We start from the raw sequence: 21,236 nt of genomic DNA on the forward strand, positions 1-21,236 counted from the left end.
AGATGCAAATCAGCTATTTTATCAATCGGACAGAATTAGAGTAAAAAATGCAGTATATGACAATAGTGATTTTTCATTATTACTAAGTGACTCAGATAAAATTATTATAAGGACATTGGTTATAACCAGAATATTAATTGTATCAGTTTACTTGGCATACCTGCTATTTTAACCTAGGAAAGTTTAGTCGGATAAAGCGAATGCTAACAATATTATTGAACATGTGAAAAGTCGCTCGCGCGAATGGTTTTTCAGGTTAGAACATAATCTACAAAGATCCGCTTCTCGCTCAAAGCCGACACAGGTTGAGTGAAAATGTTAGCGTTTGCCACGAATGTTTAAGCCTAATATGAGTAACGGCTCTGTGGCACAAGTAACAGCAACCAGTAAAGGTTATACCGGCCACAAAATGTTAGATGATAATGGGTTAATCCATATGAATGGCCGAGTATACGACCCAAATATCGGCCGTTTTTTAAGTGCGGATATACTGGTGCAAGCCCCCACTCATAGCCAAAGTTACAACCGATATACTTATGTGTGGAATAATCCACTGAGTATGGTTGATCCGAGTGGGTATGAGGATGAAGCATACTGTTATGATTTAGGAGTCTGTAGTGGCATAAATCGAGGTGTATTTGGATATGAGTAAAGTAATTTATATTAAAGAGCTAATTTTTATAACTATTTTTATATGCATATTCACTTATATAAGCCAGACTTTAATGGTAGAACTATTAAATAATGAAAATTATTATCATGTTCAATATCAAAACATGAGTTCTGACGGCATTATCAATGAGCTTGAATATGAAAGACTGAAGAAACTTGAAAAAACATTTGTTCAAGATAACAAAGCTAAAACAGAGAGATTCCAAGCTTATGCCTTTTTCCAGTTTTTTAATGTTTTGACTTTTACGTTGGTAATATTTTTTGCTTATTTAAAGTTAAAAATTTCAATTCCTATTCCTATATCAACAGTATTAGTGTTATTTATAAGTCTTTTTATTTATGAAAACACGATCACCATAATCTTTTGGACTTTAATATATTACTTTTCATCACTATTAGGACAAAAGCGTAAAATACGCTTAATGAACTCAAAAAGTATCGAGTGACAGCTTTTTGCTCAAAGTCGACACTCCCTAGCCGTTTACTATTGCGTAAATTAAAAAATACTAAAGCCTGCAATTTACAGCTAGCATGAATTTTTAAGTTTGTTTTATATATCTTTGGGGGCGCCTATATCACATTTTTTGCAGTTTAGTTCGTAGCCTTTCATTTGTTCACGCCCTTGGTTTGTTATTACCCACGGCCGGTTAATAAAAGGGGGATTATGGCGTACATGCTGACAGTGTTTGCAGGCCAGTTCAGCAACCCAGTCGCCTGCTTCATCTAAATGGTAGTTAACGATTTTTTGTTTCATCTTTATACATTATTATCTGGCCTGAACCTTAACCTATAAAATAAATAAGTCACGTTTTTCAACATTCGCTTCCGTTGTTTTGGCACAGGCGGTGAGTTTTAAGCCTGATTTATTATGTTGTGCTTGGTAAGCCTGTTTAACCACTTGGCGAACAAATTCGCTTTGTGAGTCGTCATTGATAAAGCTCGCAATATCTATCCATTTCACTTCGGCTATTTCTTCTGCATCTTGAATGCTGGTGGTTTCTGTCAGGGCTTCTAATTGGCAGATAAAATAAAGGTTAGATTTGCCATAACGATAGGGATGTTTGTGAACCACTCCTAATATTTGGCTAAACTGTGCTTTTATACCGGTTTCTTCAAGGGCTTCTCGCTCTGCTGCTAAGTGGATATCCTCACCTAATTCAACGTGTCCGCCCGGTAGTTTAAATCCTCTGTATTGGCCAAAATTATCTCTAACTAACAAAATTTGATTGAGTTGATTAATCACCACAGCGCCAGCCCCCACAGTATGTGTTGGCACAAAAGGGGCGTATGCATTTTTTTGTAACTTATAAATTAAGGTAATTTGATCGGGCAGGCAATTATGAAACTCAAATCCAAGTTGGGTGCAGAGCGGAATATACGCAGCTTGCTCAATGGGCAGGGTAAACCAAATAATTTTTTTATTAGCTTGTTTAAATTCATTCATTAACGGAGCTATTTGAATAGTAAACTGTGCTGTGTTTATGGCGTTTTCAGTGAGGGTTAAATGCACGCCAGAAAACGCATTGTATTGATAACTAAACACTGTTACTCCTCGTTAAATAATCGCTGCCAAACGGCTTTAACTTGTTTAATTGAGTCTTCAAATGGCGATATTTTGCTGACCACTTTCTTTTTAGCCAGTGCGAGTTTGTGGCCTTCGTTTCTAAATTGTTTATAGGCTTCAACTAAAGCTTCAGCTTCTTCTTCGCTGATCACGTTAACGGTTGCAGCCAGTCTTAAAATTCTAATGTTGTCTGACCATTTGGTTAATTCTGGATGCTGGTGGCTATAGGCTAATACTATGTATTGGGTAATAAATTCAATATCGGTGATGCCGCCTCTGTCTTGTTTTAAATCAAAGCAATCTTTATCACCGGCGCTTAAATGGTTAAACATTTTTAAACGCATTTTTGTGACATCTGTTTTTAATTTATCTAGATCTCGAGGCTGAGTTAAAATTTGGTTTCTAACTTGATTTAAATCTTGGATTAAATCAGGATCGCCGGTGATCGCTCGGCATCTTACTAACGCTTGATGTTCCCATGTCCAGGCTTCTTCTTGCTGATAATTTTTAAAACCATTTAAGGTGGCGACTAATAAGCCCGAGTTGCCAGAAGGACGAAGCCTTAAATCGAGTTCGTATAAAATACCTGCGTGAGTTTGCATTGAAAAGATATGCATAATACGCTGGGCTAAACGAATATAAAATTGGGTATTGCCTATTGGTTTTTCGCCATCGGTTTGTTCATCACTTTTTTGGTTATGAACAAAAACCATATCTAAATCAGATCCATAGCCAAATTCTAAGCCGCCTAATTTACCATAGCCTAATGCAACAAAACCTTTGTCATTGCCTTTTAACGATTCTGGCGCACCATGCTTACTGGTCATTTGTCGCCAAGCTAGATTAACCACTTGTTCTAAAATTGCTTCCGCCAGCCAAGTGAGGTGATCACTCACTTGCATTAAAGGTAAATAGCCCATTAAATCAGCCGCGGCAATACGCAATTGGTAGGCATGTTTAAATTGGCGAAGGGTATCCATTTGCTGTTCTAAATCGTCTTCTTCAATACGCAGCAAACGTTCGCGTAAATCTTGTTTGTATTGATTTGCATCGAGTTCACGATAAAGCTGGCGTGGATCTAATAGCTCATCTAATAAAAAGGCTTGTTTATTGAGCTGTTGAGCAATCCAAGGACTGGCTTGTAAAAAAAGTAGTAGCTGTTTACAGGTTGCTTGGTTTTCGTATAGAAGTTCTAAATAAGCGGTGCGTGTACAAATCGCAATAATTAGGTCTTTAACCCGAGAGAGTGTTGTTGAGGGCTCTGAACTGTCTAAACATAACTCAATTAATCTTGGCATGAGTTTAGTCATTATGTCGGTACCGCGCGGGCCCACTGAGCGTTTTTCAACTTGCTGCTGGCACTCAACTATTTGTCGCCAAAAATCTTGAGCATCAATGTTCGGGTAGTCTTGCTCTAATTGCGATATTGCAATATCGCCGTTTAACTGACTGATCCAATAATCAAACTGAACGGAGTCGCTGTCTTCTTCGTTATCATCTCGGATAATATCATTGAAAATTTGATGGATTTGGCTCATGCGGATACTCAGCGCATGATAAAACGAATCCCAGTCTTCAAAGCCCATGGCGAAACAGAGCCGCATTTTATCTAGCTCATTATCTGGTAGCGTTTGAGTTTGGCGATCGGCTATGGCTTGCAACACATGTTCGGCTTTGCGTAAAAAATAGTAGCCGTCGGTTAATAAATCGATTTCATGTTCATCTAATTCACCCGCCGCTAATAGCTTTTGCAATGCTTTACGGGTTGAGCGGGTTCTTAGCTCGGGTTCGCGTCCGCCTCTAATTAGCTGAAAAGCTTGTACCACAAATTCAACTTCTCGAATGCCGCCTTCACCTAGTTTTATATTGTTATGCAGGCCTTTTCGGCGGTTTTCTTGGGCGATTAATTTTTTCATTTTTCGCAGTGCTTCTACGGCAGAAAAATCAATATATCGGCGGTAAACAAATGGACGAATCAATTGGTTTAAATAGTCCAATTCTGGGTGATCTTGCCAGCGCTCTGGTACTATGGCTCTGGCTTTTAACATCGCATATCTTTCCCAATCTCGACCTTGCTCTTGGTAGTAATCTTCTAACATGGCATAACTCATCACCAGCGGGCCACTATCGCCATAGGGACGCAACCGCATATCTACACGGTAAACAAACCCGTCAGCCGTTTGCTGATGTAATGAGGTGATTAAACGCTGACCCAATCGGGTAAAAAATTCATGATTACTTAAACTACGGGTCGCCCCTTGAGTTTTACCTGACTCTGGGTAACAAAATATTAAGTCAATATCTGATGAAAAGTTAAGTTCACCACCACCGAGTTTTCCCATGCCTAACACAAAAAATGGTTGCGCTTGGCCTGGGGTTTTGTCATCAATATCCTGGCTGGTCGGTGTGCCAAAGGTGGTGGTTAAGTTTTGGTATAACCAGTCTAACGATTGGCTGATTAGCTGGTCGGCTAAACTTGAGATAAATTCAAATGCCTGATCTAAATTAATATGACCGTTAAAATCTTGCCAGGCTATCCACATCATTTGCTGTCGGCGGTATTGGCGTAATAATTTATGTAACTCAGCTTCTGTTGTAAGCTGAGCGCAAGCTTGTTTAAAGTCCCCCTGAGCCTGTAAGAAGGCTTGTTCAGCAGGCTGTGGGTTGTTGAGTTGGGTTAAAATAAACTCAGGATCGGCCAAAATGGCATCACATATAAAATTACTTAGAGCACAATGCCATTTTATTTTATCTTGTTGTTTCGCTTCTAGCTGTTCAAAGTGCGGATGGCGATATATAATTTTATCCCAAGCTTCATCTGCTGCTTGTTGTAATTCTGCTGGCATTTCAGTTAGATGAGTTGCACAGGGGGTAAATAAATTGCTTGGGTGTGAAGCCATATCGGTGAACCTTAAAGTTTTTATTATTTACATTGACTACAGAGTTAGGCTCTGTACAGTACGTAAAAAATAACATTATCTCAATAAAAAAACAGGGGATAGTATGGGCGTTCAAATAATTCGCCACATTTTTGTTTTATTGCTGTTGCTAGGGGTGTCTGCCTGTAGTGATCCGCTTGATGCAAAAATTGAAAATCAAATTCACTTTTCTCAAGCCCAAATTAAAAAGCTAGCCCAGCGACTTGATAATGGACAGGTTAGAAACGCGAACTTAATCAAGCAGTATGCGATACATTTAAAAAAACAAAAGCCAGATATGCAAACCATAGTCAATGAAATGGCTCGGGATGCAACCACTTCTGGTCCTTTGTATACAAGTTTGCTGGACAGATTTGAAAGTGCGGCTCAGCAGCCTCAGTTATTCCAATCTAAAGAAGAAAGGTTAGCCGAATTAGAAAACATCTATCAGGCTGCTACGCCTGAATTATATAACGATGCTTTGTCTGATCCATTAAATGTATTGGCTGATTTAAGTGAAGGTGAGCTACCCAGAGTTAATTCTGTTAGTCAGGCGGCCAGTTTGCAGGCAAACCAAGCGCAAGACTATGGAGCAGGCAGCCAATTAATTGGTAATCCTAGCTATGGGCAATGGTCGACAGGTAGCAATGGCATGTCATTTTGGGAATGGTATGGCATGTACTCGTTATTTAGTAATGTTGCCGGTGGCTTTGGTCGGGTAAATTATAACGACTGGGCAGGGCGACGGAACTATAGTTATTATAACGATTATGGCCGTTACCGCTACTCATCACCTAACCAAATTAGAAAGCAATATTCGGTAGAGCAAAAAGCGAAAAAAAGCTTTGGCGGCAGCAAATTTACCAGCGCCTATGATAAAAAACGAACGGGCGCTTCACGGGTTTCTTCAGCTAGCCGCACGGCTCAGACAGCACAATCAAGATTCCAAAGTAAATATCAGACTAAAAAATCATCGAGCTCATTGGGCTCTAAAAAAAGCAGTGGTTTTGGTAGCTCAAGTTTTCGCAGCAGCTCAAGTAGCTTTAGCCGCGGTGGCTTTGGCGGTAAATAAATTCAAATAGATGGATGACATAATGAATAGTATTAATGTTTTTAGCTATCTCAAGCCAGAGTTAATTGCCTTATTAGCAATTGATTTAGTAATCGCAATTATTTTATTAGCAGCTATGCGTTTTATTTCTGGGCTGTGGGCTAAAGTCAACACGACGGAAGAATTATCACAAAAAGATAACTTTGCATTTGGTATTAGCTTAGCCGGTAGCATTATTGCGATGGGCGTTGTGTTAACAGGCGCAATTACTGGGGAATCTGCAAATAGTTACTTGGTTGAAGCTATTGGCGTATTCTCGTACGGGGTGGCGGGTTTAATTTTAATTAAAATTGGCCGATTTGTGCACGATAAAGTGTCACTCAATAAAATTAATAAAGTTGAAGCCATACGAGATGAAAATGTTGCCGTTGCTATTGTGGATGCAGCAGCTGTCATTGCAACAGCGATTATTATCCGGGCCGTATTACTCTGGGTTGAAGGGATGGATATTTATACCCTAATCGCAGTTTTAACTGGCTTTGCCGTATCGCAAACCGTACTCGTGGTTGTGACACGGTTGAGAGAGTCTAATTACGCAAAAAACAATCAAGATGCTTCTTTTCAAGATGCATTAAAACATGGTCAAATTGCCGTGGCGATTCGTCATGCTGGCCATATGATAGCCACAGCATTTGCGGTTAAAGCGGCCAGCTACTTTTTGGTTTATCAGCCTACAGGTATTGTTACTAACTTAATTGGTTGGTTTAGTATTTCATTAATTATGACTATTTTGATTTTCTTGTTAAACAAGTTGGCCCGACGTATTATTTTGATGAATATCGATACCTGTGCTGAAGTTGACCAACAAGATAACATTGGGGTTGCGGCTGCAGAGTTTGCAATTGTAGTTTCTATCGCCTTGATTTTAACTGCACTTATGGCATAAATTTTGAGTTCTACAGGTACTCAAACGACCCGCTCAAAACAGCTGTTTTTATTAGACATTCTGATTATCCTGCTGATGGCTGTTTTGGCAGGGTGCGGCCTAATTTACGAATATTTATTGTCGCATTATGCCGGCCGTGTGCTAGGCGCTGTTGAGCATGCTATTTACACCACCATAGGGCTGATGATTGTTTTTATGGGTGTTGGCTCTTTTGCAGCTCGCAAAATTAAAAACGCCTATACCGGATTTGCCTGGCTTGAAAGCATTATTGCGCTTATTGGCGCCAGTGCCATTTTAATTATCGCTATGCTGGTTGGTTTAAGTTTTAGTTTGCCGCAGTTATTAGCTGATACCTACGGCATCCCCGCAGATGCTTTGCCGCGCGGCGGTATTATGGATTCAATTTATCAGTTTTCTCGTTATACCCCCTATGTTTTTGCTGCGATATTAGGTTTATTTATCGGCATGGAAATTCCGCTGATTGCCCGAGTTCGTGAGCATTTACATCAACGTCATTTAACCCATAACGCCGGAACAATTTATGGTGCCGACTATATAGGTGCTGGCATAGGCGCTGCTATTTGGGTTGGCTGGATGATGACACTTGAAATCAGCCAAGCCGCTGTTTTTACCGCAAGCTTAAATTGGGTAGCTGGCACAATAGTGCTGATTGTTTTTTGGCAAGAAATCGGTTTTAAAAAATGGCTCGCTGGGTTTCATTTGTTGTTGTTGGTATTTATTTTATTACTAGCAAAATCGGGTGATCGTTGGATGCAACAATTTACCGATATGTTGTATTTAGATAAAGCGGTTTATCAAACTCAAACCCATTATCAGCAGGTGGTATTAACTGAACGCTATTTAGGTGCAGATATTCCCTCCATCATTAATTTATTTTTAAATGGGCGCTTACAGTTTTCGTCAAGCGACGAAAAAATTTACCATGAAATGCTAGTCCATCCTGTCATGGCTGCCTCAGCGCGGCATCAGCATATTTTAGTGATTGGTGGTGGTGATAGTTTAGCGGTAAGAGAAATTTTAAAGTGGCAACCAGAATCAATAGATTTAATTGACTTAGATGCTCAGGTTGTTGATTTATTTCGTCATCCAGAGCACAAATTACCGCCTAGATTAGCGCAGCGAGTCAGTCGCCTTACCCAATCTAGTTTTACCGACGAGCGAGTTCATATTAAAATTGATGACGCTTTTAATGCAGTAGATAAACTGCTTAAAAAGGGCAAATATTACGATTCTATTATTGTTGATTTACCTGATCCTAATCACCCAGATTTAAATAAACTTTATACTAATTATTTTTATTTAAGGCTTAATCAATTATTGTCGGCTGATGGTGCGCTAGTGATTCAATCAACCTCACCTTATCATGCCAGAAAAGCTTTTATTTCAATTGGTAAAACCTTGTCGGCTGCTGGCTTTAGTTCGGTAGAACAATATCATCAAAATGTACCTAGCTTTGGTGAATGGGGATGGACGATTGCCAGCAAGCAAGGGCAAGGTGTCAGCCAAAGGCTAAAAGCTAATTTAACGTTACCTAGCGATGTTAATTGGGTAACTGAAAGTTTAATTTTAGCGAGTTTTGAATTTCCAGCCCATTTTTATGACGATTATGAACAAATTAAAACCAATGAGTTAGGTTCGCAGGTTTTGTTTGAGTATCACTTTAATGCTTGGCAAACTGAGCGTGGACGTTTAACAACGGGAAAATTGAACGAATAAAAAAAGGTTGACATATTATGTCTCGAGGCGTAACTTAATTCCCAGACATAATATGTCGAGTCACATAAAGCTAAATTTAGAGGATAGCAATGAATATTCATAAGATAGCACAGTATCTCAATGATCTGGGTGATCACTCTGTTACCGGACACGATTTTGATTGTCAGCCAATTGCAGGTGAAGTGGATGTGCTGCAAATTAGCTTAGGCGGACGAGAAGAGTTACCTATATTTGTATCGGTAACGGATGATCAAATTTTATGTATTACCTATTTATGGGATGAAACTGAAGTTGTTAGCGAAAAGCGAGCTGAAATGATGGAAGCCATGTTAGAAATGAACATGCCAATGCCATTGTCGTCATTTGCAAAAATTGATGACAAATATGCCGTATTTGGTGCATTAGCTATTAGTTCAAGCCTAGCTGAAATAGAGCATGAATTAGCAGTATTAAGTGATAATGCGATTGATGTTATTGATGACTTTAGTGAATTTTTAATTTAATCAGTGGAGTTTAACCATGAGTATTTTTAAAAAAATTATGACCGCAGTTCGCGGTGGGGTAACAGAAGCTGGCGAAGCCGTAGTGGATGCAAATTCGACTCGAATTTTTGAACAAGAAATTCGTGATGCAGAAAATCATTTAACTAAAGCAAAGCGTGACTTAACTGATGTAATGGCTAAGCAAATGCAAGCGGCTCGCGAAGTTGAGCGTATCCAGCGTGAAATTTCAACCAATGAAGGCTACGCAGGACAAGCATTAAATAAAGGCGATGAGGCATTAGCATTAGAAATTGCTGAAAAAATATCGACTTTAGATACAGAACTAACAACTCAGCAATCAGCATTAGAAAACTTTACCGCTAGCGTTGCACGGCTAAAAGAGCTAATTAAAAAATCTGAGCGTCAGGTTGCTGATTACAAACGACAATTAAGCGTTGTTAAAACAACGGATAGCGTGCACAAAGCAACGGCCGCAATTACGGATAATTTTGTCTCGGGCAACAGTAAATTGTTAAGTGCAAAAGAGTCTTTAGAGCGCATTAAAGCTAAGCAGCAAAACTTTGACGACAGATTAAAAGCGTCAGAGCAGTTAGAAGCTGAATCAGGCGATTCGTCACTTGAAGCTAAACTGAAAGCGGCTGGTATTGGTGATCAAGCATCATCTGCTAACTCAGTATTAGATCGCATTAAAGCAAAACAAGGTTAATTACCCTTACCAAACTCGAGTTTGAAAACGCTTGAGGCGTTATCAAACTCGCATTTCTATATCACTTGGGTATACTTATCAGTAATTGATATCAGTTGGATAAAAGGCACTTCAATGGGATTTTTTAGCCGTTGGTTTTCAAACAAAGATAAACAAAAAACCGTTCGAGACGTTTCTCACCCTAAATCATTAAAAATTGCAGATATCATCACTTTTTCAGATTCATTTGCCTTGCCTGAACTGCTTCGTAAGCAAAGTTTTCGAGTTGAAAAAATACATACTTATCAATTTGAGCACAGCGGCTATACCGAATTTGTCTTATTAGGGCAAAGTAATAAACAAGTGTATTTAGCTGTGATGCAAGATGATGAAGAATGGTTAAATGTATCGATAAAAATTGATCATGATGAAGTATCAGGTTTGTTTGATTTAGAACAGTTTTCAGATATTTTTGATGAAGATACCAATACTGAACTTGCGTTACAAAATGAACAAAATGAATTCGCAAACTGGGTTTCACCTGTTTATTTTCAACGACACTTTGCGCAGCGAGGCTACTTTTATAGCCAAGATTTCCGACCATCGCGTCCGCCAATCGAAGAAGGCGATGACAGTGAAGCATTAGATTATTTTCAGTTAACCAGTAGTGATGAATCTTTTTCTGTTGAAATTGAAGTTTGGCAAGATGGCGATACTGATGTGTTATTGACTCTGCATTTACCGATTCATGATATTGTTGAAATGTATCCTGGAGATGTTAGTGACAGTTAAAAGTGACAAACCTAAATGGGCAAGTAGCAATAAAGCCATTAAAGCAGTGCAAGTGGCTTTTGACATGGATGAAAAGCTGCAATACGTTATTCGTAAAGAAGCTTTAGATGCTGGCTTGGGGCCATCAGATCAAATAAGAAATTTATTAGAATTACCCGTAACCAAAAGGCCTAAGCGCCCTAGGCTAACAGTTTCGTTATCTTTGGATGATTACCAATTACTTGCCCAGCGGTATCATATTCCAGTTGAAGATCAGCTAGAAATTAAAAAGCGTGTGATGCAAGAATTAACAAACCACGCCAGTCAGGTATTAAATGTAACGGAATAACTTCAAGTAGCACTCAAATGACTCCTGCAATCAATTTAGCCAAACAGCATAAAATTGTTTATCAAATCCATCAATATCAGCATGCTCCCAATGCCGTTTCATATGGCTTAGAAGCTGCGGATAAACTTGGGTGTAATGCAAGTCAAGTGTATAAAACCTTAATCGCTGAATTAGATAAAAACCAATTAGTAGTTGCGGTATTACCTGTTAATAAACAGCTTAACCTTAAGCTGTTAGCAAAAGCAGCAGGCGCTAAAAAAGCTGAAATGGCAAAGCCAGACGCTGCGCAGCGGGCAACCGGTTATCTATTAGGAGGTGTTAGTCCGTTAGGCCAAAAAAAGCGACTTAAAAGTTATATTTGTCAGACTGCTCAACAGCACCAAACTTTATTTGTGAGTGCTGGAAAACGAGGGCTGGAAATAGAGTTACAACCCCAAGATTTACAGCAACTAACACTGGCAAAATTTGCCCGGCTAACGGATTAAAAGTCAGTATCGGGAAAGGTTTTTTTAAACCATCGATTTAGCATGTCAAACTCATATTCAAATTGGTCTTCTGAAGGTTTAGTGATATAGGTTGTTGTCATCGCCATGCTTTTTAAATGTTCTTCACCTGCACTTAACTCATTGCCTGCTTGACCAAGCAATTGATAACTAAACTTCATTCTTGGAATATAGGTTGGTTTAATCACCCTAATTTCATCGAAATTAAAACGTGTTTCACCGGCTAAATCTAAATCAGTTACCGTTAGTTTTAATGTTTGATCCTCTGGTAATTTTGCCGCTCTATGCGTTAAAAATTCTTCAAAGGTAGAAAACACATGCTCTCTAAAGCCAGATTTAGTACTAGTTTGGCCTTCTTTTATATCCGTGTATTCGTCCGGATCTTGCCATGTGACTTCTAAGTCTGCCGCCGTTGCATTAAAGGCTATTGCGAATGAACATAAACCAATAGCACTTAATTTTGCGAAATTTACTTTTGCTTGCGTAAATTTAAATGTACTAAATTTAAACATAGATACCTCTGTATGATTATGTTTGTGGTTTAATTTTATACCACTAAACATAGTATTTTTGATGAATAAAAACAAACAAGGGTAACAATTAAAAACAATTGATTGATTAGATTGATGTCTTTAATAAAAATTGGACAGATAAAGGCAGGTTATAGTTCAGTACTATCGCCTTTTAAAGGCTTTTTAGCAAGAAAAGCGCTGGGAATAACTTCAACTCCAACTAAACGTCCGAGCTTTACAATAATAGGAATTGTAATGGGCGCAAACGGTAAAATGGCGAAAATACCTAGACCAATGCCGCGCAGCACATCAAAAAATTGAGCGTGAGCAACTGCAAGCTCTTCTTTACTGGCTTGGCCGCGAGTATGGCGCTTATAAATTGTTAGCATTTCCTGGGTTTCAACTTTTTCTTGATGTAGAGCCAGTTTTAACGACAACATAAGCCGTCTTAATTTTAACCGTTGCGCTTGACGGTTAATTCTAATAACTCTAACAGGCGCTCTGTGTAAATATTTGTAAGCTCTCAACGTTTTAGGACACCTGAAAAAACAATTAGATTAAGAATAGTTTTATTATACTAGAAGATAGGAAGTTTACGCACTTAAACCTGATCTTAAGTGCGTAAGATATAAAGGGGGTAAATATAATTAGTCGTTAAAAGCGATAGTAAGTTGTTTTTCAACTTGTTGATATTGGCCGCCAAGTGTTTTAAATAAAGTAACTTGGTTTTTTAAATAGGCTAATTCAATGTTGGCTAAGTTTTGCTTTTGCGCAACTAATAACAGTTTGAATTCTTCATAGTTTAGTGGGTCTTCTAAACCTTGGTCGAGGCGCTTCTGACTTAACTCAACTTGATGTTGATAGTTAGCTACGACTTGCTTTTGTAACTCAATTTGCTCAGCAAGCGATTTTTGCGCTAGCATTTGATTATTAAGCTCAGTAAACGCGGTTTCAACTCTATTTTGATATTGAATCACTTCAGCTTGTTGTTGAAGCTCTGAAATAGTTTGTTGCGCGTCTAAGCGGCCTTTATTAAAAATAGGCAAATTAAGTTGTGGCGTAAAGCTCCAAGTTTGAGAGGTCGATTTAAATAAATCAGATAAATCTTCACTCGCAAAACCAATGTTTGAAGTTAGACTAATACTTGGAAAAAATGCAGCTCGAGCAACGCCCAAATTTGCATTAGCCGCTTTAATATTTTGCTCTGCTTCGGCAATATCTGGGCGCTCTAACAACATCGAGGCTGGTAATTGTGCTGGCAAAGCATTCAATTGAGCAATTGAAAAATCAGTCTTTATCGTGCCTAAATTTTTCGCTTGTTCGTATCCCACAAGTTGTTTTAGCTGGTTTAATTTAGCTTGGTTTTCCTGTGTTAATTGGCTCAATACAATAGCAGAAAGCTGTTGGTTTGATTGAGCTTGACGGTAGTCAACATTATCAATTACGCCTTGTTGATATTGCTTTTCTGCAATTTTAAATTTTTGCTGTGCGCTTTCGATCGCTTGTTGCTGTAACTGGGCTTTGTATAAACCTGCTTGGTAATCAAAGTAAAGATTGGCCACTTGCGAAGCTAAACTTTGCTCTAATGTTTTTTGGGCATATTGGCCTGCTTTAAATTGCGCGAGTGCACTTTGTTTTAAACTTCCGATACGATCAAAAAAGTCTAATTCATAGGCAGTAAAGCCAACACCAACCGCGTAGCTATTGCTGTATTTTGGTAAAAATGCAGCTGTACTCGACGATTGTGAATTACGTTGGCGTGTACCGCTGGCGCTCGCATTGACGTCTGGCCAATGCTGGCTGGTTTCAATTTGATAGTTAGCCTGCAATTGCTTTAATTGTAACTCACTCATTTTTAGCGACTTATTGTTTTTAAGTGCTAATGCAATCAATTGTTTAAGTTGGTCGTCTTGATAAAATTTTTGCCAATTAAGCGGCGAAATAGCGATTGCAGGCTGATGCTTTGGTAATACACTAAGTTCAGGCTGCTGATAATCGGGCGCCAAAGAGCAAGCCGATAAAACGGCTGCGCTTAAGGCTAAAGTTAAAGTTTGGATTTTTTTCATACTTGATCACCTGATTTGTTAGTGATTTTGTGCGACAGTTTGAATACAACAACAAAAAACACAGGAACAAAAAATATCGCTAACACTGTGGCTGAGAACATGCCACCAAATACACCTGTACCAATTGCATTTTGGCTACCAGAACCCGCGCCTGAACTAATCACCAGTGGCGTTACACCTAACATAAAGGCCAAAGAGGTCATTATAATTGGGCGCAAGCGTAAACGAGCGGCTTCAATAGTCGCTTCTACTAAACTTAAGCCTTTTTCTTCGTAAAGCGCTCTGGCAAATTCAACAATTAAAATCGCATTTTTAGAGGCAAGACCTATGGTTGTAAGTAGACCAACCTGAAAATAAACGTCGTTAGATAGACCACGAGCGAGCGCAAAACATACAGCCCCCAGCACACCCAAAGGTACCACCATCATGACCGCAAAAGGAACACTCCAGCTCTCGTATAATGCCGCTAAGCATAAAAATACGATTAAGATAGAGATAGCATACAGCATAGGCGCTTGGTCACCTGATTGAACTTCCTGCAATGACATTCCCGACCACTCAAAGCCAATGCCTTTAGGTAATGTAGCGGCAATTTCTTCCATAGCTCGCATCGCATCACCACTACTTAACCCTGGCGCCGCTTGACCTAAAATTTGTACCGATGACACACCATTGTAACGCTCTAGTTTTGAAGGACCGTGGACCCATCTGGTTTCACTAAAGGCTGACATTGGTACCATTTCACCTTGATTATTTCGTACGTACCAATATTTTAGATCTTCCGGCATCATCCGATAAGGCGCGTCCGCTTGCACGTAAACTCGTTTGACTCGACCATTATCAACAAAATCATTGACATATTTAGAAGCCCAAGCTGTGCTAAAGGTTTCGTTAATATCACTTAATGATACGCCAAGTGCTAAGGCTTTTTGCTGATCAATATCAATTTTAAATTGCGCGGTGTCTTCTTTACCATTTGGACGAACACCGACTAAACGTTCATCTTTAGCAGCCATGCCTAATACTTGATTACGGGCATTAATAAGCGCTTCATGACCTAAGCCACCTAAATCTTGTAATTGGAAGTCAAAACCAGATGCTGTACCTAGCTGTGAAATGGCAGGCGGCACAAAGGCAAATACCATGGCTTCTTTTAGCTGCGAGAAATAACCCATAGCTCGGCCGGCAACGGCTTGAACATGTTGATCTGCATTGGTGCGTTTATCCCAATCTTTGAGTTTTACAAAAGCTAAACCAGAGTTTTGGCCACGACCACTAAAGCTAAAACCAATAACTGAGAATAGAGACTCTACATTTTCAGCTTCTTCTTCCAAATAAAACTTTTCTATTGAGTCCATTATTTCAGCACTACGCTCTTGGCTTGCACCCTGAGGTAAAACCATTTGTGTAAACATGGTGCCTTGATCTTCGTCAGGTAAAAATGAGGTTGGTAAGCGGGTAAATAAGAATATCAGCCCACCGATTAACAGTACATAAACCACCATATAACGCGCTGTTTTACCTAAAATTCGCGATAATGCGTTTTTATATTTTAAGGTTGAGTTATCTACTTTTCTGTTAAACCAGGCAAAAAAGCCTCTTTTTGGTTTTTTGGTATGCTCAACAGGCTTAAGCATAGTGGCACAAAGCGCTGGGGTTAAAATTAACGCTACGATAACTGATAGCACCATTGACGATACAACGGTAATCGAGAATTGACGATAAATAACACCGGTTGAACCACCAAAGAATGCCATAGGAATAAATACGGCGGATAGTACAAGACCAATACCAATTAGGGCACCAGTAATTTGCTTCATTGATTTTTTGGTTGCTTCTTTAGGGGAGAGGCCTTCTTCGTGCATGACCCGCTCAACGTTTTCAACTACAACAATAGCGTCATCTACCAGCAGACCAATCGCCAGTACCATACCAAACATGGTTAAGGTATTAATTGAAAAACCAAACGCCCATAAAATAGCGAATGTACCGCATAAAACAACGGGTACCGCAATGGTCGGAATTAAGGTAGCGCGGAAATTCTGTAAAAATAAATACATTACAACAAACACAAGCAAAATCGCTTCAGCTAATGTTTGAACAACACCCATAATAGATAATTTAACAAATGGTGTTGTATCGTACGGGTAAACAACTTCAACCCCGTCTGGTATTAAATCTGATAATTCACTCATCCGCTCACGAACAGCCGCCGCAGTATCCAGTGCATTCGCACCTGAGGCTAAGCTAATCCCTAAACCAGCAGCAGGCATATTGTTGTATTCGCCTATGGTTTGGTAATTTTCGCCGCCAATCTCAACTCTGGCGACATCTTTTAAACGGATTGTGGCACCATCTTCGGCCACTTTAACCAAAATATTTCCAAATTCCTCAGGCGTTTTTAAGCCAGTTTCAACGATAATACTGGCATTAATTTGCTGACCTTCAACAGCCGGAGCACCGCCGAGTTCACCAGCAGCAATTTGTGCATTTTGGCTTTGGATTGCACTTACAATATCATTTGAGGTGACAGCGTATTGAGTCATTTTTTCAGGGTTTATCCAAATACGCATCGCATATTGAGAACCAAAAAAGTTAACTTGACCGACCCCATTGACTCGGCTGATTTGATCGCGAACATTTGACGCTAAAAAATCGGCTATATCGGTACGAGATAATTTCCCATCAGATGAATAAAAACCAATTACCAATAAAAAGCCAGATGTTGACTTGGTTACCTGAATGCCGTTTTGCTGCACCACTTGTGGCAATAAAGGCATGGCACTTTGCAGTTTATTTTGCACTTGTACTTGAGCAATGTCAGGATCTATCCCTGCGGTGAAGGTTAGGGTGATACTGGCATTACCAGATGAATCAGAACTTGCATTAATGTACTGAACGCCATCAATCCCAGTGAGCGTTTGCTCAATTACCTGCACAACCGTATCCTGAACCACTTCACTTGAAGCGCCTGGGTAAGTTGCTGAAATTGAAACAGCGGGTGGTGCTACGTCAGGATACTGTGCAACTGGTAATTGGAAAATTGATAATAGCCCAGCAAGCATTATCAAAATAGCAATTACCCATGCAAGAATCGGACGTTCTATAAATGTTTTGGCCATACTTTACTCCGCTGCAGTTTGAGTTTGCTTAGTGATGGTCGGATTTACGGGGGCTTCTGGCCCTATTTTTTGAATACCTGTTGTGATGACTTTATCACCCGCTTTAAGGCCAGAGGTAATAAGCCAGTTTTCGCCATATGAACGGCCAATCGTGACGGGTTTAACCGCAACTTTGTTATCATTATTTACAACAAAAACACTCGCTTTACCTTTTCGTCCAATCTGAACGGCTTTTTGAGGTGCTAATAAAGAATTTTCACGTGTTGCTTGTACCAGTTTTACGTTGGCAAACATACCAGGCATTAACTTATTGGCTGAATTATCAAATTCAGCGCGAATAGTGACAGTATCTGTTGAGGGATTTACCTGAACTTCGCTAAACAAAATTTTGCCGGTAAAAGTTTCGTCTGCAACTGTAACCACAGCTTTTGCTTCAGTGACGTTAAGTTCACCATTTTCGATTTTATTTTTGACTTTGCTGAGTTCAGTACTGGTCTGAATCATGTCAACATAGATAGGGTTTAATTGGGTAATGGTGGCTAAACTATCAGCTTGCCCAGCGCTGACTAACGCACCTTCAGTGATATTTGATTTACTAATTTGTCCAGAGATAGGGGCTAGCACTTTAGTATAAGATAAATCAACTTTTGCTCTATGCATAGCTGCTTTATTCATTGCCAGTTGCGCTTCTAACGCTTGATAGTTGGCTTGTGCTTGATCTAAAGTTTGTTGGCTAACAGCTTTATCTTGAATTAATGCTTGGTAACGTTTTAGTTCCGTTTTAGCTGTCTTTAAGTTAGCTTGTGTACGAGCTACGTCAGCTTTTGCACTTTCGTAGTTAGCTTGAAAAACAGTATCATCAATTTGATATAAGGTTTGGCCTGCCTCAACTTTGCTACCTTCTTTAAAGTTACGTTTTAAAATAATACCACTTACTTGGGGACGAACTTCTGCAACTTTAGAAGCCACGGTGCGACCTGGGAGTTGCTCTCTAAATTCGATTGTTTGAGTTATGATTTCGATAGCATCTACTTGTTGAGCAGGTTTTGCTCCAGGTGCTTGCGCTTTTTCTTCTGACTCGCCCGACTGGCAAGCGGATAACGCAAAAGCTAAACCAGTTGCCAGCACTAATGCACTGAATTTCATTTTCATAATAACCTCGTGTAATTGAATTTTGGTTTAGCACAGTTCGCTGCTATTGCTTTGAGCCAAGCATAATTAACCATACTAAGCAACTTGAGCTCAGGACTAAGAACGCAAGTTAGATAAAATACTAAAAATGCATGACGCTTAAGTTACATTTTAAACATTCATGCATGTATGTTTGTATTTTAGAATGAAATTGGCTAAACTTTCAACCTATATTTGTTGGTAAAGCAGTTTTAACCTGAATAAACTACTTGCCTTGTTTTAAAGTGTTGCTCGGTGCAACAAACCGGTGTACTTAAATGGTTAGAAAAACTAAAGAAGAAACGTTAGCGACTCGCAATCAATTATTGGATGCAGCTGAAATCGTTTTTTATCAAAAAGGGTATGCACACACAACGCTAATGGACGTGGCAAAACATGTAGAGATGACACGAGGTGCTATTTATTGGCATTTTAAAAACAAAGTCGACTTATTTGAAGCTATGGTTGATAGAGTTTGCACGCCGTTAGATGCATTGGCCGAAGAACCAGCAGATGAAAACGAGACGGATCCACTTAAAAAAATGCGAGAGTTTTCAATTCGGTTTTTAAAAGACATGATTCACGATGAACAAAAGCGTCGGGTTTTTACCATTTTATTTCACCGCTTTGAAGTTAACGGTGAAGTTGCAGAGCTAGAAGCAAAACAACAGCAATCTTTTCGTGACTGTACCGATAGAATTGAACGAGGTTTACTAAACGCTGTTAATAAAGGTCAATTACCAGAAAATTTAGACACTAGAAAAGCCGCTTTAATAAAACATGGTTATTTTGCAGGTTTAATGAATAACTGGTTATTTATGCCACAAAGTTTTGATTTAGAAGCAATGGCAGAGTGCATTGTTGATAACTATATTTTTATGATCAAAAACAGCCCGTTTTTAAGAAAAAAGTAAAGTTAATCTTTTAACGGTTAAAGGATTAACTTTAAAAGACAAACGCTCAAGGCTTCAATCTATCTTGAACTATTATTTAGAAAAAAGAGCAATTGTCATTTATGAAATTACTGTTGTGGTTAAGAGATAGGTAAGATTAGTCAGTTATTCGATTTTTAGAATGCTGATATCGTAATACTAAATTTAAGTTTATATACAAACGAATCTTTACGATTCTGTCAGATATGGAAAAATTCGGACCAAATTTTTCCATACGCGATATCCATCGCCATGTTATGGTTTTAGCTCGGATGTCACTGACTGAATTTGAATTTTTGTAATTAGCAAGTTTTATCTACCGATCAATACGTCGATATACGGCTTCAAGAGAACTGTAGATACCAAATGAGAAAAGTCCCACTGCGATAATGCCCAAGAGCCAAGCACCAAAAGGCTGGTCTCTTAACCACGACAAGGCTTCGCCAATACTTTTTAGCTCGCCTGTACCCGCTATCCAAACTGAAGATACTAAGAAAAAACCAACGATACAATAAACGGCACCTCGGCTAATCAAACCTATTCGACACACAGGAACAGCCCAAACTCTTTGGCTTTGCGGGATATCCATATATTTTTCAAATCCAGCTTTCCAGCCTTTAATTAAATGAGCACCTCCAGCTGCCACAATAGCCAAACCGGCTATGCCAAATAACCATTGCCCCCAGCTGTGCGTTATTAAGCCACCTTGATTTGAAGATGAACCTGACGAGCCGAAACCCAGCAAAATACTAGAGGCCCAAATGGCCAATAAAAGATGAGTAATCGAACTAATAAACAGTCCGATACGAATCGCCACACCTTGCGCATTGTTACCATGGTTGTCCGCATCTTTTATGGATTGAATGGCACGCCAGCCTGAATAGCAAAATAAACCCAGTGCAAGCAAACCAAACATGATTTGCCCAAAAGGTTCGTCCAATAGAGATTTTAATGCTCCTTTTGTACCTGTGGTTTTGCCTCCACCACCTGAAACAGCCATAACTGCTAAGCCACCGATTAAGAGGTATATGATACCTCTAGCAGCATATCCGATTCGTGCGCCCCATTCGAATTGAGGCTTTATTAAAATTTGATTCATAATGCCGCTCCTTGAGCTTGTTGATTATTCAGTACAATTTGTCAGTCGTTTGTTTGGTATTGATCCAAGGCATAGTGAGTGGCGTGTGATGTGTTACATAAGCGAGTATAAGACGCCCCTTTATGCTTGTATTTTTCATTGCTCGAAATTGATATGCGCCTACATTAATTTAGGCGCACATTGTCGAGAATAACTATGTTACATATTATTTCTCGATCAAAAATGTTTAGCTAGAACAACGAGTGCAATTTTAATACCAGTGGAGTAATTGATTTAAGTCTTGTCTCAACTGATTGTTTTGTAGGGGTTAATTTAGGGATTGATTTTTTTCGGGGAGGGAGCGTAGATTACATTGAGAGTGATTTTTTCAGTTATTAGTGTAAAAAGTACTCCTTGCTAAATTTAAACAGCGAGAGTGAAAACCCAGTTACTGTTGCGGTTTATTTATCGACTATATCCGCTGTTTTAGCGACATTAGATTGCTGTGAGTTAAAATTCGTAAAGATGTTTTATCATTGCATATAAGGTTTATAAGGGTGAATTACAGGCGTAAGCTATCAATACTTAATTTGTTTAAAAATAAAAAACCCGCCGAAGCGGGTTTTTTTACAGTTATCTTTATTATTATTTTTGACT

The 21,236-nt window shown here is 39.1% G+C and carries 20 protein-coding genes; 11 read left to right on the top strand and 9 right to left on the bottom strand.

Annotated features, from left to right (window positions below):
• Positions 1-334: 334 nt before the first annotated feature.
• Both OLW01_RS00490 and OLW01_RS00495 read left to right on the top strand, forming a co-directional pair.
• Positions 335-652 (top strand): RHS repeat-associated core domain-containing protein, encoded by a 318-nt coding sequence (locus OLW01_RS00490; protein ID WP_268074630.1) that lies wholly within the window; start codon positions 335-337, stop codon positions 650-652.
• Complete coding sequence (locus OLW01_RS00495; protein ID WP_268074631.1) at positions 645-1,118, top strand: hypothetical protein; 474 nt, start codon at positions 645-647, stop codon at positions 1,116-1,118. Before OLW01_RS00490 ends, OLW01_RS00495 begins: the two co-directional genes overlap by 8 nt.
• A 104-nt stretch (positions 1,119-1,222) precedes the next feature.
• On the opposite strand, the gene OLW01_RS00500 is transcribed toward OLW01_RS00495, so the two are convergent.
• Genes OLW01_RS00500 through glnE form a run of 3 tightly spaced genes read right to left on the bottom strand, consistent with a single transcriptional unit; the run spans position 1,223 to position 5,136 of the window.
• Positions 1,223-1,426, bottom strand: a complete 204-nt coding sequence (locus OLW01_RS00500; RefSeq protein ID WP_268074632.1) for a DUF3565 domain-containing protein — start codon at positions 1,424-1,426, stop codon at positions 1,223-1,225.
• Between the two features lie 33 nt (positions 1,427-1,459).
• A complete protein-coding gene (locus tag OLW01_RS00505; RefSeq protein WP_268074633.1) occupies positions 1,460-2,215 on the bottom strand; it encodes an NUDIX hydrolase in 756 nt (251 codons plus the stop codon).
• Between the two features lie 2 nt (positions 2,216-2,217).
• The gene (glnE, locus tag OLW01_RS00510) at positions 2,218-5,136 is read right to left on the bottom strand and encodes a bifunctional [glutamate--ammonia ligase]-adenylyl-L-tyrosine phosphorylase/[glutamate--ammonia-ligase] adenylyltransferase (RefSeq protein WP_268074634.1); all 2,919 of its coding nucleotides are present in this window, start codon (positions 5,134-5,136) and stop codon (positions 2,218-2,220) included.
• Between the two features lie 103 nt (positions 5,137-5,239).
• Here glnE and OLW01_RS00515 point away from each other — a divergent pair, with 103 nt between their 5' ends.
• From OLW01_RS00515 to ybaK, 8 genes are all read left to right on the top strand, one after another.
• A complete protein-coding gene (locus OLW01_RS00515) occupies positions 5,240-6,226 on the top strand; it encodes a hypothetical protein (protein WP_268074635.1) in 987 nt (328 codons plus the stop codon).
• 22 nt (positions 6,227-6,248) lie between these two features.
• Entirely contained in the window at positions 6,249-7,151 is a 903-nt protein-coding gene (locus tag OLW01_RS00520) for a DUF350 domain-containing protein (RefSeq protein ID WP_268074636.1), read from the top strand.
• A gap of 3 nt (positions 7,152-7,154) precedes the next feature.
• Complete coding sequence (locus OLW01_RS00525) at positions 7,155-8,888, top strand: polyamine aminopropyltransferase (RefSeq protein WP_268074637.1); 1,734 nt, start codon at positions 7,155-7,157, stop codon at positions 8,886-8,888.
• Positions 8,889-8,977: 89 nt separating this feature from the next.
• The gene (locus OLW01_RS00530) at positions 8,978-9,391 is read left to right on the top strand and encodes a YjfI family protein (RefSeq protein WP_268074638.1); all 414 of its coding nucleotides are present in this window, start codon (positions 8,978-8,980) and stop codon (positions 9,389-9,391) included.
• 16 nt (positions 9,392-9,407) lie between these two features.
• Positions 9,408-10,097, top strand: a complete 690-nt coding sequence (locus OLW01_RS00535; RefSeq protein ID WP_268074639.1) for a PspA/IM30 family protein — start codon at positions 9,408-9,410, stop codon at positions 10,095-10,097.
• A 114-nt stretch (positions 10,098-10,211) separates the two neighbouring features.
• Positions 10,212-10,868 carry a hypothetical protein gene (locus OLW01_RS00540; protein WP_268074640.1) on the top strand — a complete coding sequence of 219 codons (657 nt, stop codon included), beginning with the start codon at positions 10,212-10,214 and terminating at the stop codon, positions 10,866-10,868.
• Positions 10,852-11,196 carry a hypothetical protein gene (locus OLW01_RS00545; protein ID WP_428980168.1) on the top strand — a complete coding sequence of 115 codons (345 nt, stop codon included), beginning with the start codon at positions 10,852-10,854 and terminating at the stop codon, positions 11,194-11,196. The genes OLW01_RS00540 and OLW01_RS00545 overlap by 17 nt, the downstream gene beginning before the upstream one ends.
• Before the next feature lie 17 nt (positions 11,197-11,213).
• Positions 11,214-11,681, top strand: a complete 468-nt coding sequence (gene ybaK / locus OLW01_RS00550) for a Cys-tRNA(Pro) deacylase (RefSeq protein WP_268074642.1) — start codon at positions 11,214-11,216, stop codon at positions 11,679-11,681.
• Here the strand turns inward: ybaK and OLW01_RS00555 are convergent.
• From OLW01_RS00555 to OLW01_RS00575, 5 genes are all read right to left on the bottom strand, one after another.
• Positions 11,678-12,211, bottom strand: coding sequence for a DUF3016 domain-containing protein (locus OLW01_RS00555; protein ID WP_268074643.1), 534 nt, complete (start codon positions 12,209-12,211; stop codon positions 11,678-11,680). The two genes, ybaK and OLW01_RS00555, sit on opposite strands and share 4 nt — an antisense overlap.
• Positions 12,212-12,360: 149 nt before the next feature.
• A complete protein-coding gene (locus OLW01_RS00560) occupies positions 12,361-12,651 on the bottom strand; it encodes a hypothetical protein (protein WP_326498587.1) in 291 nt (96 codons plus the stop codon).
• A 207-nt stretch (positions 12,652-12,858) separates the two neighbouring features.
• Positions 12,859-14,277 carry an efflux transporter outer membrane subunit gene (locus OLW01_RS00565; RefSeq protein WP_268074645.1) on the bottom strand — a complete coding sequence of 473 codons (1,419 nt, stop codon included), beginning with the start codon at positions 14,275-14,277 and terminating at the stop codon, positions 12,859-12,861.
• On the bottom strand, positions 14,274-17,399 hold the full coding sequence (locus OLW01_RS00570; protein ID WP_268074646.1) for an efflux RND transporter permease subunit: 3,126 nt from the start codon (positions 17,397-17,399) through the stop codon (positions 14,274-14,276). Before OLW01_RS00570 ends, OLW01_RS00565 begins: the two co-directional genes overlap by 4 nt.
• 3 nt (positions 17,400-17,402) lie before the next feature.
• Positions 17,403-18,551, bottom strand: a complete 1,149-nt coding sequence (locus OLW01_RS00575) for an efflux RND transporter periplasmic adaptor subunit (RefSeq protein ID WP_268074647.1) — start codon at positions 18,549-18,551, stop codon at positions 17,403-17,405.
• Positions 18,552-18,847: 296 nt separating this feature from the next.
• Here OLW01_RS00575 and OLW01_RS00580 point away from each other — a divergent pair, with 296 nt between their 5' ends.
• Positions 18,848-19,483, top strand: a complete 636-nt coding sequence (locus tag OLW01_RS00580) for a TetR family transcriptional regulator (protein WP_268074648.1) — start codon at positions 18,848-18,850, stop codon at positions 19,481-19,483.
• Positions 19,484-19,817: 334 nt separating this feature from the next.
• Here the strand turns inward: OLW01_RS00580 and OLW01_RS00585 are convergent, their stop codons facing one another.
• On the bottom strand, positions 19,818-20,600 hold the full coding sequence (locus OLW01_RS00585; RefSeq protein ID WP_268074649.1) for a DUF1206 domain-containing protein: 783 nt from the start codon (positions 20,598-20,600) through the stop codon (positions 19,818-19,820).
• Positions 20,601-21,236 lie beyond the last annotated feature (636 nt).

It is taken from the genome of Catenovulum adriaticum, assembly GCF_026725475.1.
In the GTDB taxonomy this organism is placed as follows: Bacteria; Pseudomonadota; Gammaproteobacteria; order Enterobacterales; family Alteromonadaceae; genus Catenovulum; species Catenovulum adriaticum.

Excerpts from the sequence above, each read along its gene's own strand:
- OLW01_RS00535 (WP_268074639.1), top strand. The coding sequence starts at position 9,408 with ATGAGTATTTTTAAAAAAATTATGACCGCAGTTCGCGGTGGGGTAACA.
- OLW01_RS00515 (WP_268074635.1), top strand. The coding sequence starts at position 5,240 with ATGGGCGTTCAAATAATTCGCCACATTTTTGTTTTATTGCTGTTGCTA.
- OLW01_RS00580 (WP_268074648.1), top strand. The coding sequence starts at position 18,848 with ATGGTTAGAAAAACTAAAGAAGAAACGTTAGCGACTCGCAATCAATTA.
- OLW01_RS00520 (WP_268074636.1), top strand. The coding sequence starts at position 6,249 with ATGAATAGTATTAATGTTTTTAGCTATCTCAAGCCAGAGTTAATTGCC.
- ybaK (WP_268074642.1), top strand. The coding sequence starts at position 11,214 with ATGACTCCTGCAATCAATTTAGCCAAACAGCATAAAATTGTTTATCAA.
- OLW01_RS00570 (WP_268074646.1), bottom strand. The coding sequence starts at position 17,399 with ATGGCCAAAACATTTATAGAACGTCCGATTCTTGCATGGGTAATTGCT.
- OLW01_RS00540 (WP_268074640.1), top strand. The coding sequence starts at position 10,212 with ATGGGATTTTTTAGCCGTTGGTTTTCAAACAAAGATAAACAAAAAACC.
- OLW01_RS00555 (WP_268074643.1), bottom strand. The coding sequence starts at position 12,211 with ATGTTTAAATTTAGTACATTTAAATTTACGCAAGCAAAAGTAAATTTC.
- OLW01_RS00530 (WP_268074638.1), top strand. The coding sequence starts at position 8,978 with ATGAATATTCATAAGATAGCACAGTATCTCAATGATCTGGGTGATCAC.
- OLW01_RS00575 (WP_268074647.1), bottom strand. The coding sequence starts at position 18,551 with ATGAAAATGAAATTCAGTGCATTAGTGCTGGCAACTGGTTTAGCTTTT.
- OLW01_RS00565 (WP_268074645.1), bottom strand. The coding sequence starts at position 14,277 with ATGAAAAAAATCCAAACTTTAACTTTAGCCTTAAGCGCAGCCGTTTTA.
- OLW01_RS00560 (WP_326498587.1), bottom strand. The coding sequence starts at position 12,651 with ATGTTGTCGTTAAAACTGGCTCTACATCAAGAAAAAGTTGAAACCCAG.
- OLW01_RS00495 (WP_268074631.1), top strand. The coding sequence starts at position 645 with ATGAGTAAAGTAATTTATATTAAAGAGCTAATTTTTATAACTATTTTT.
- OLW01_RS00500 (WP_268074632.1), bottom strand. The coding sequence starts at position 1,426 with ATGAAACAAAAAATCGTTAACTACCATTTAGATGAAGCAGGCGACTGG.
- glnE (WP_268074634.1), bottom strand. The coding sequence starts at position 5,136 with ATGGCTTCACACCCAAGCAATTTATTTACCCCCTGTGCAACTCATCTA.
- OLW01_RS00585 (WP_268074649.1), bottom strand. The coding sequence starts at position 20,600 with ATGAATCAAATTTTAATAAAGCCTCAATTCGAATGGGGCGCACGAATC.
- OLW01_RS00545 (WP_428980168.1), top strand. The coding sequence starts at position 10,852 with ATGTTAGTGACAGTTAAAAGTGACAAACCTAAATGGGCAAGTAGCAAT.
- OLW01_RS00490 (WP_268074630.1), top strand. The coding sequence starts at position 335 with ATGTTTAAGCCTAATATGAGTAACGGCTCTGTGGCACAAGTAACAGCA.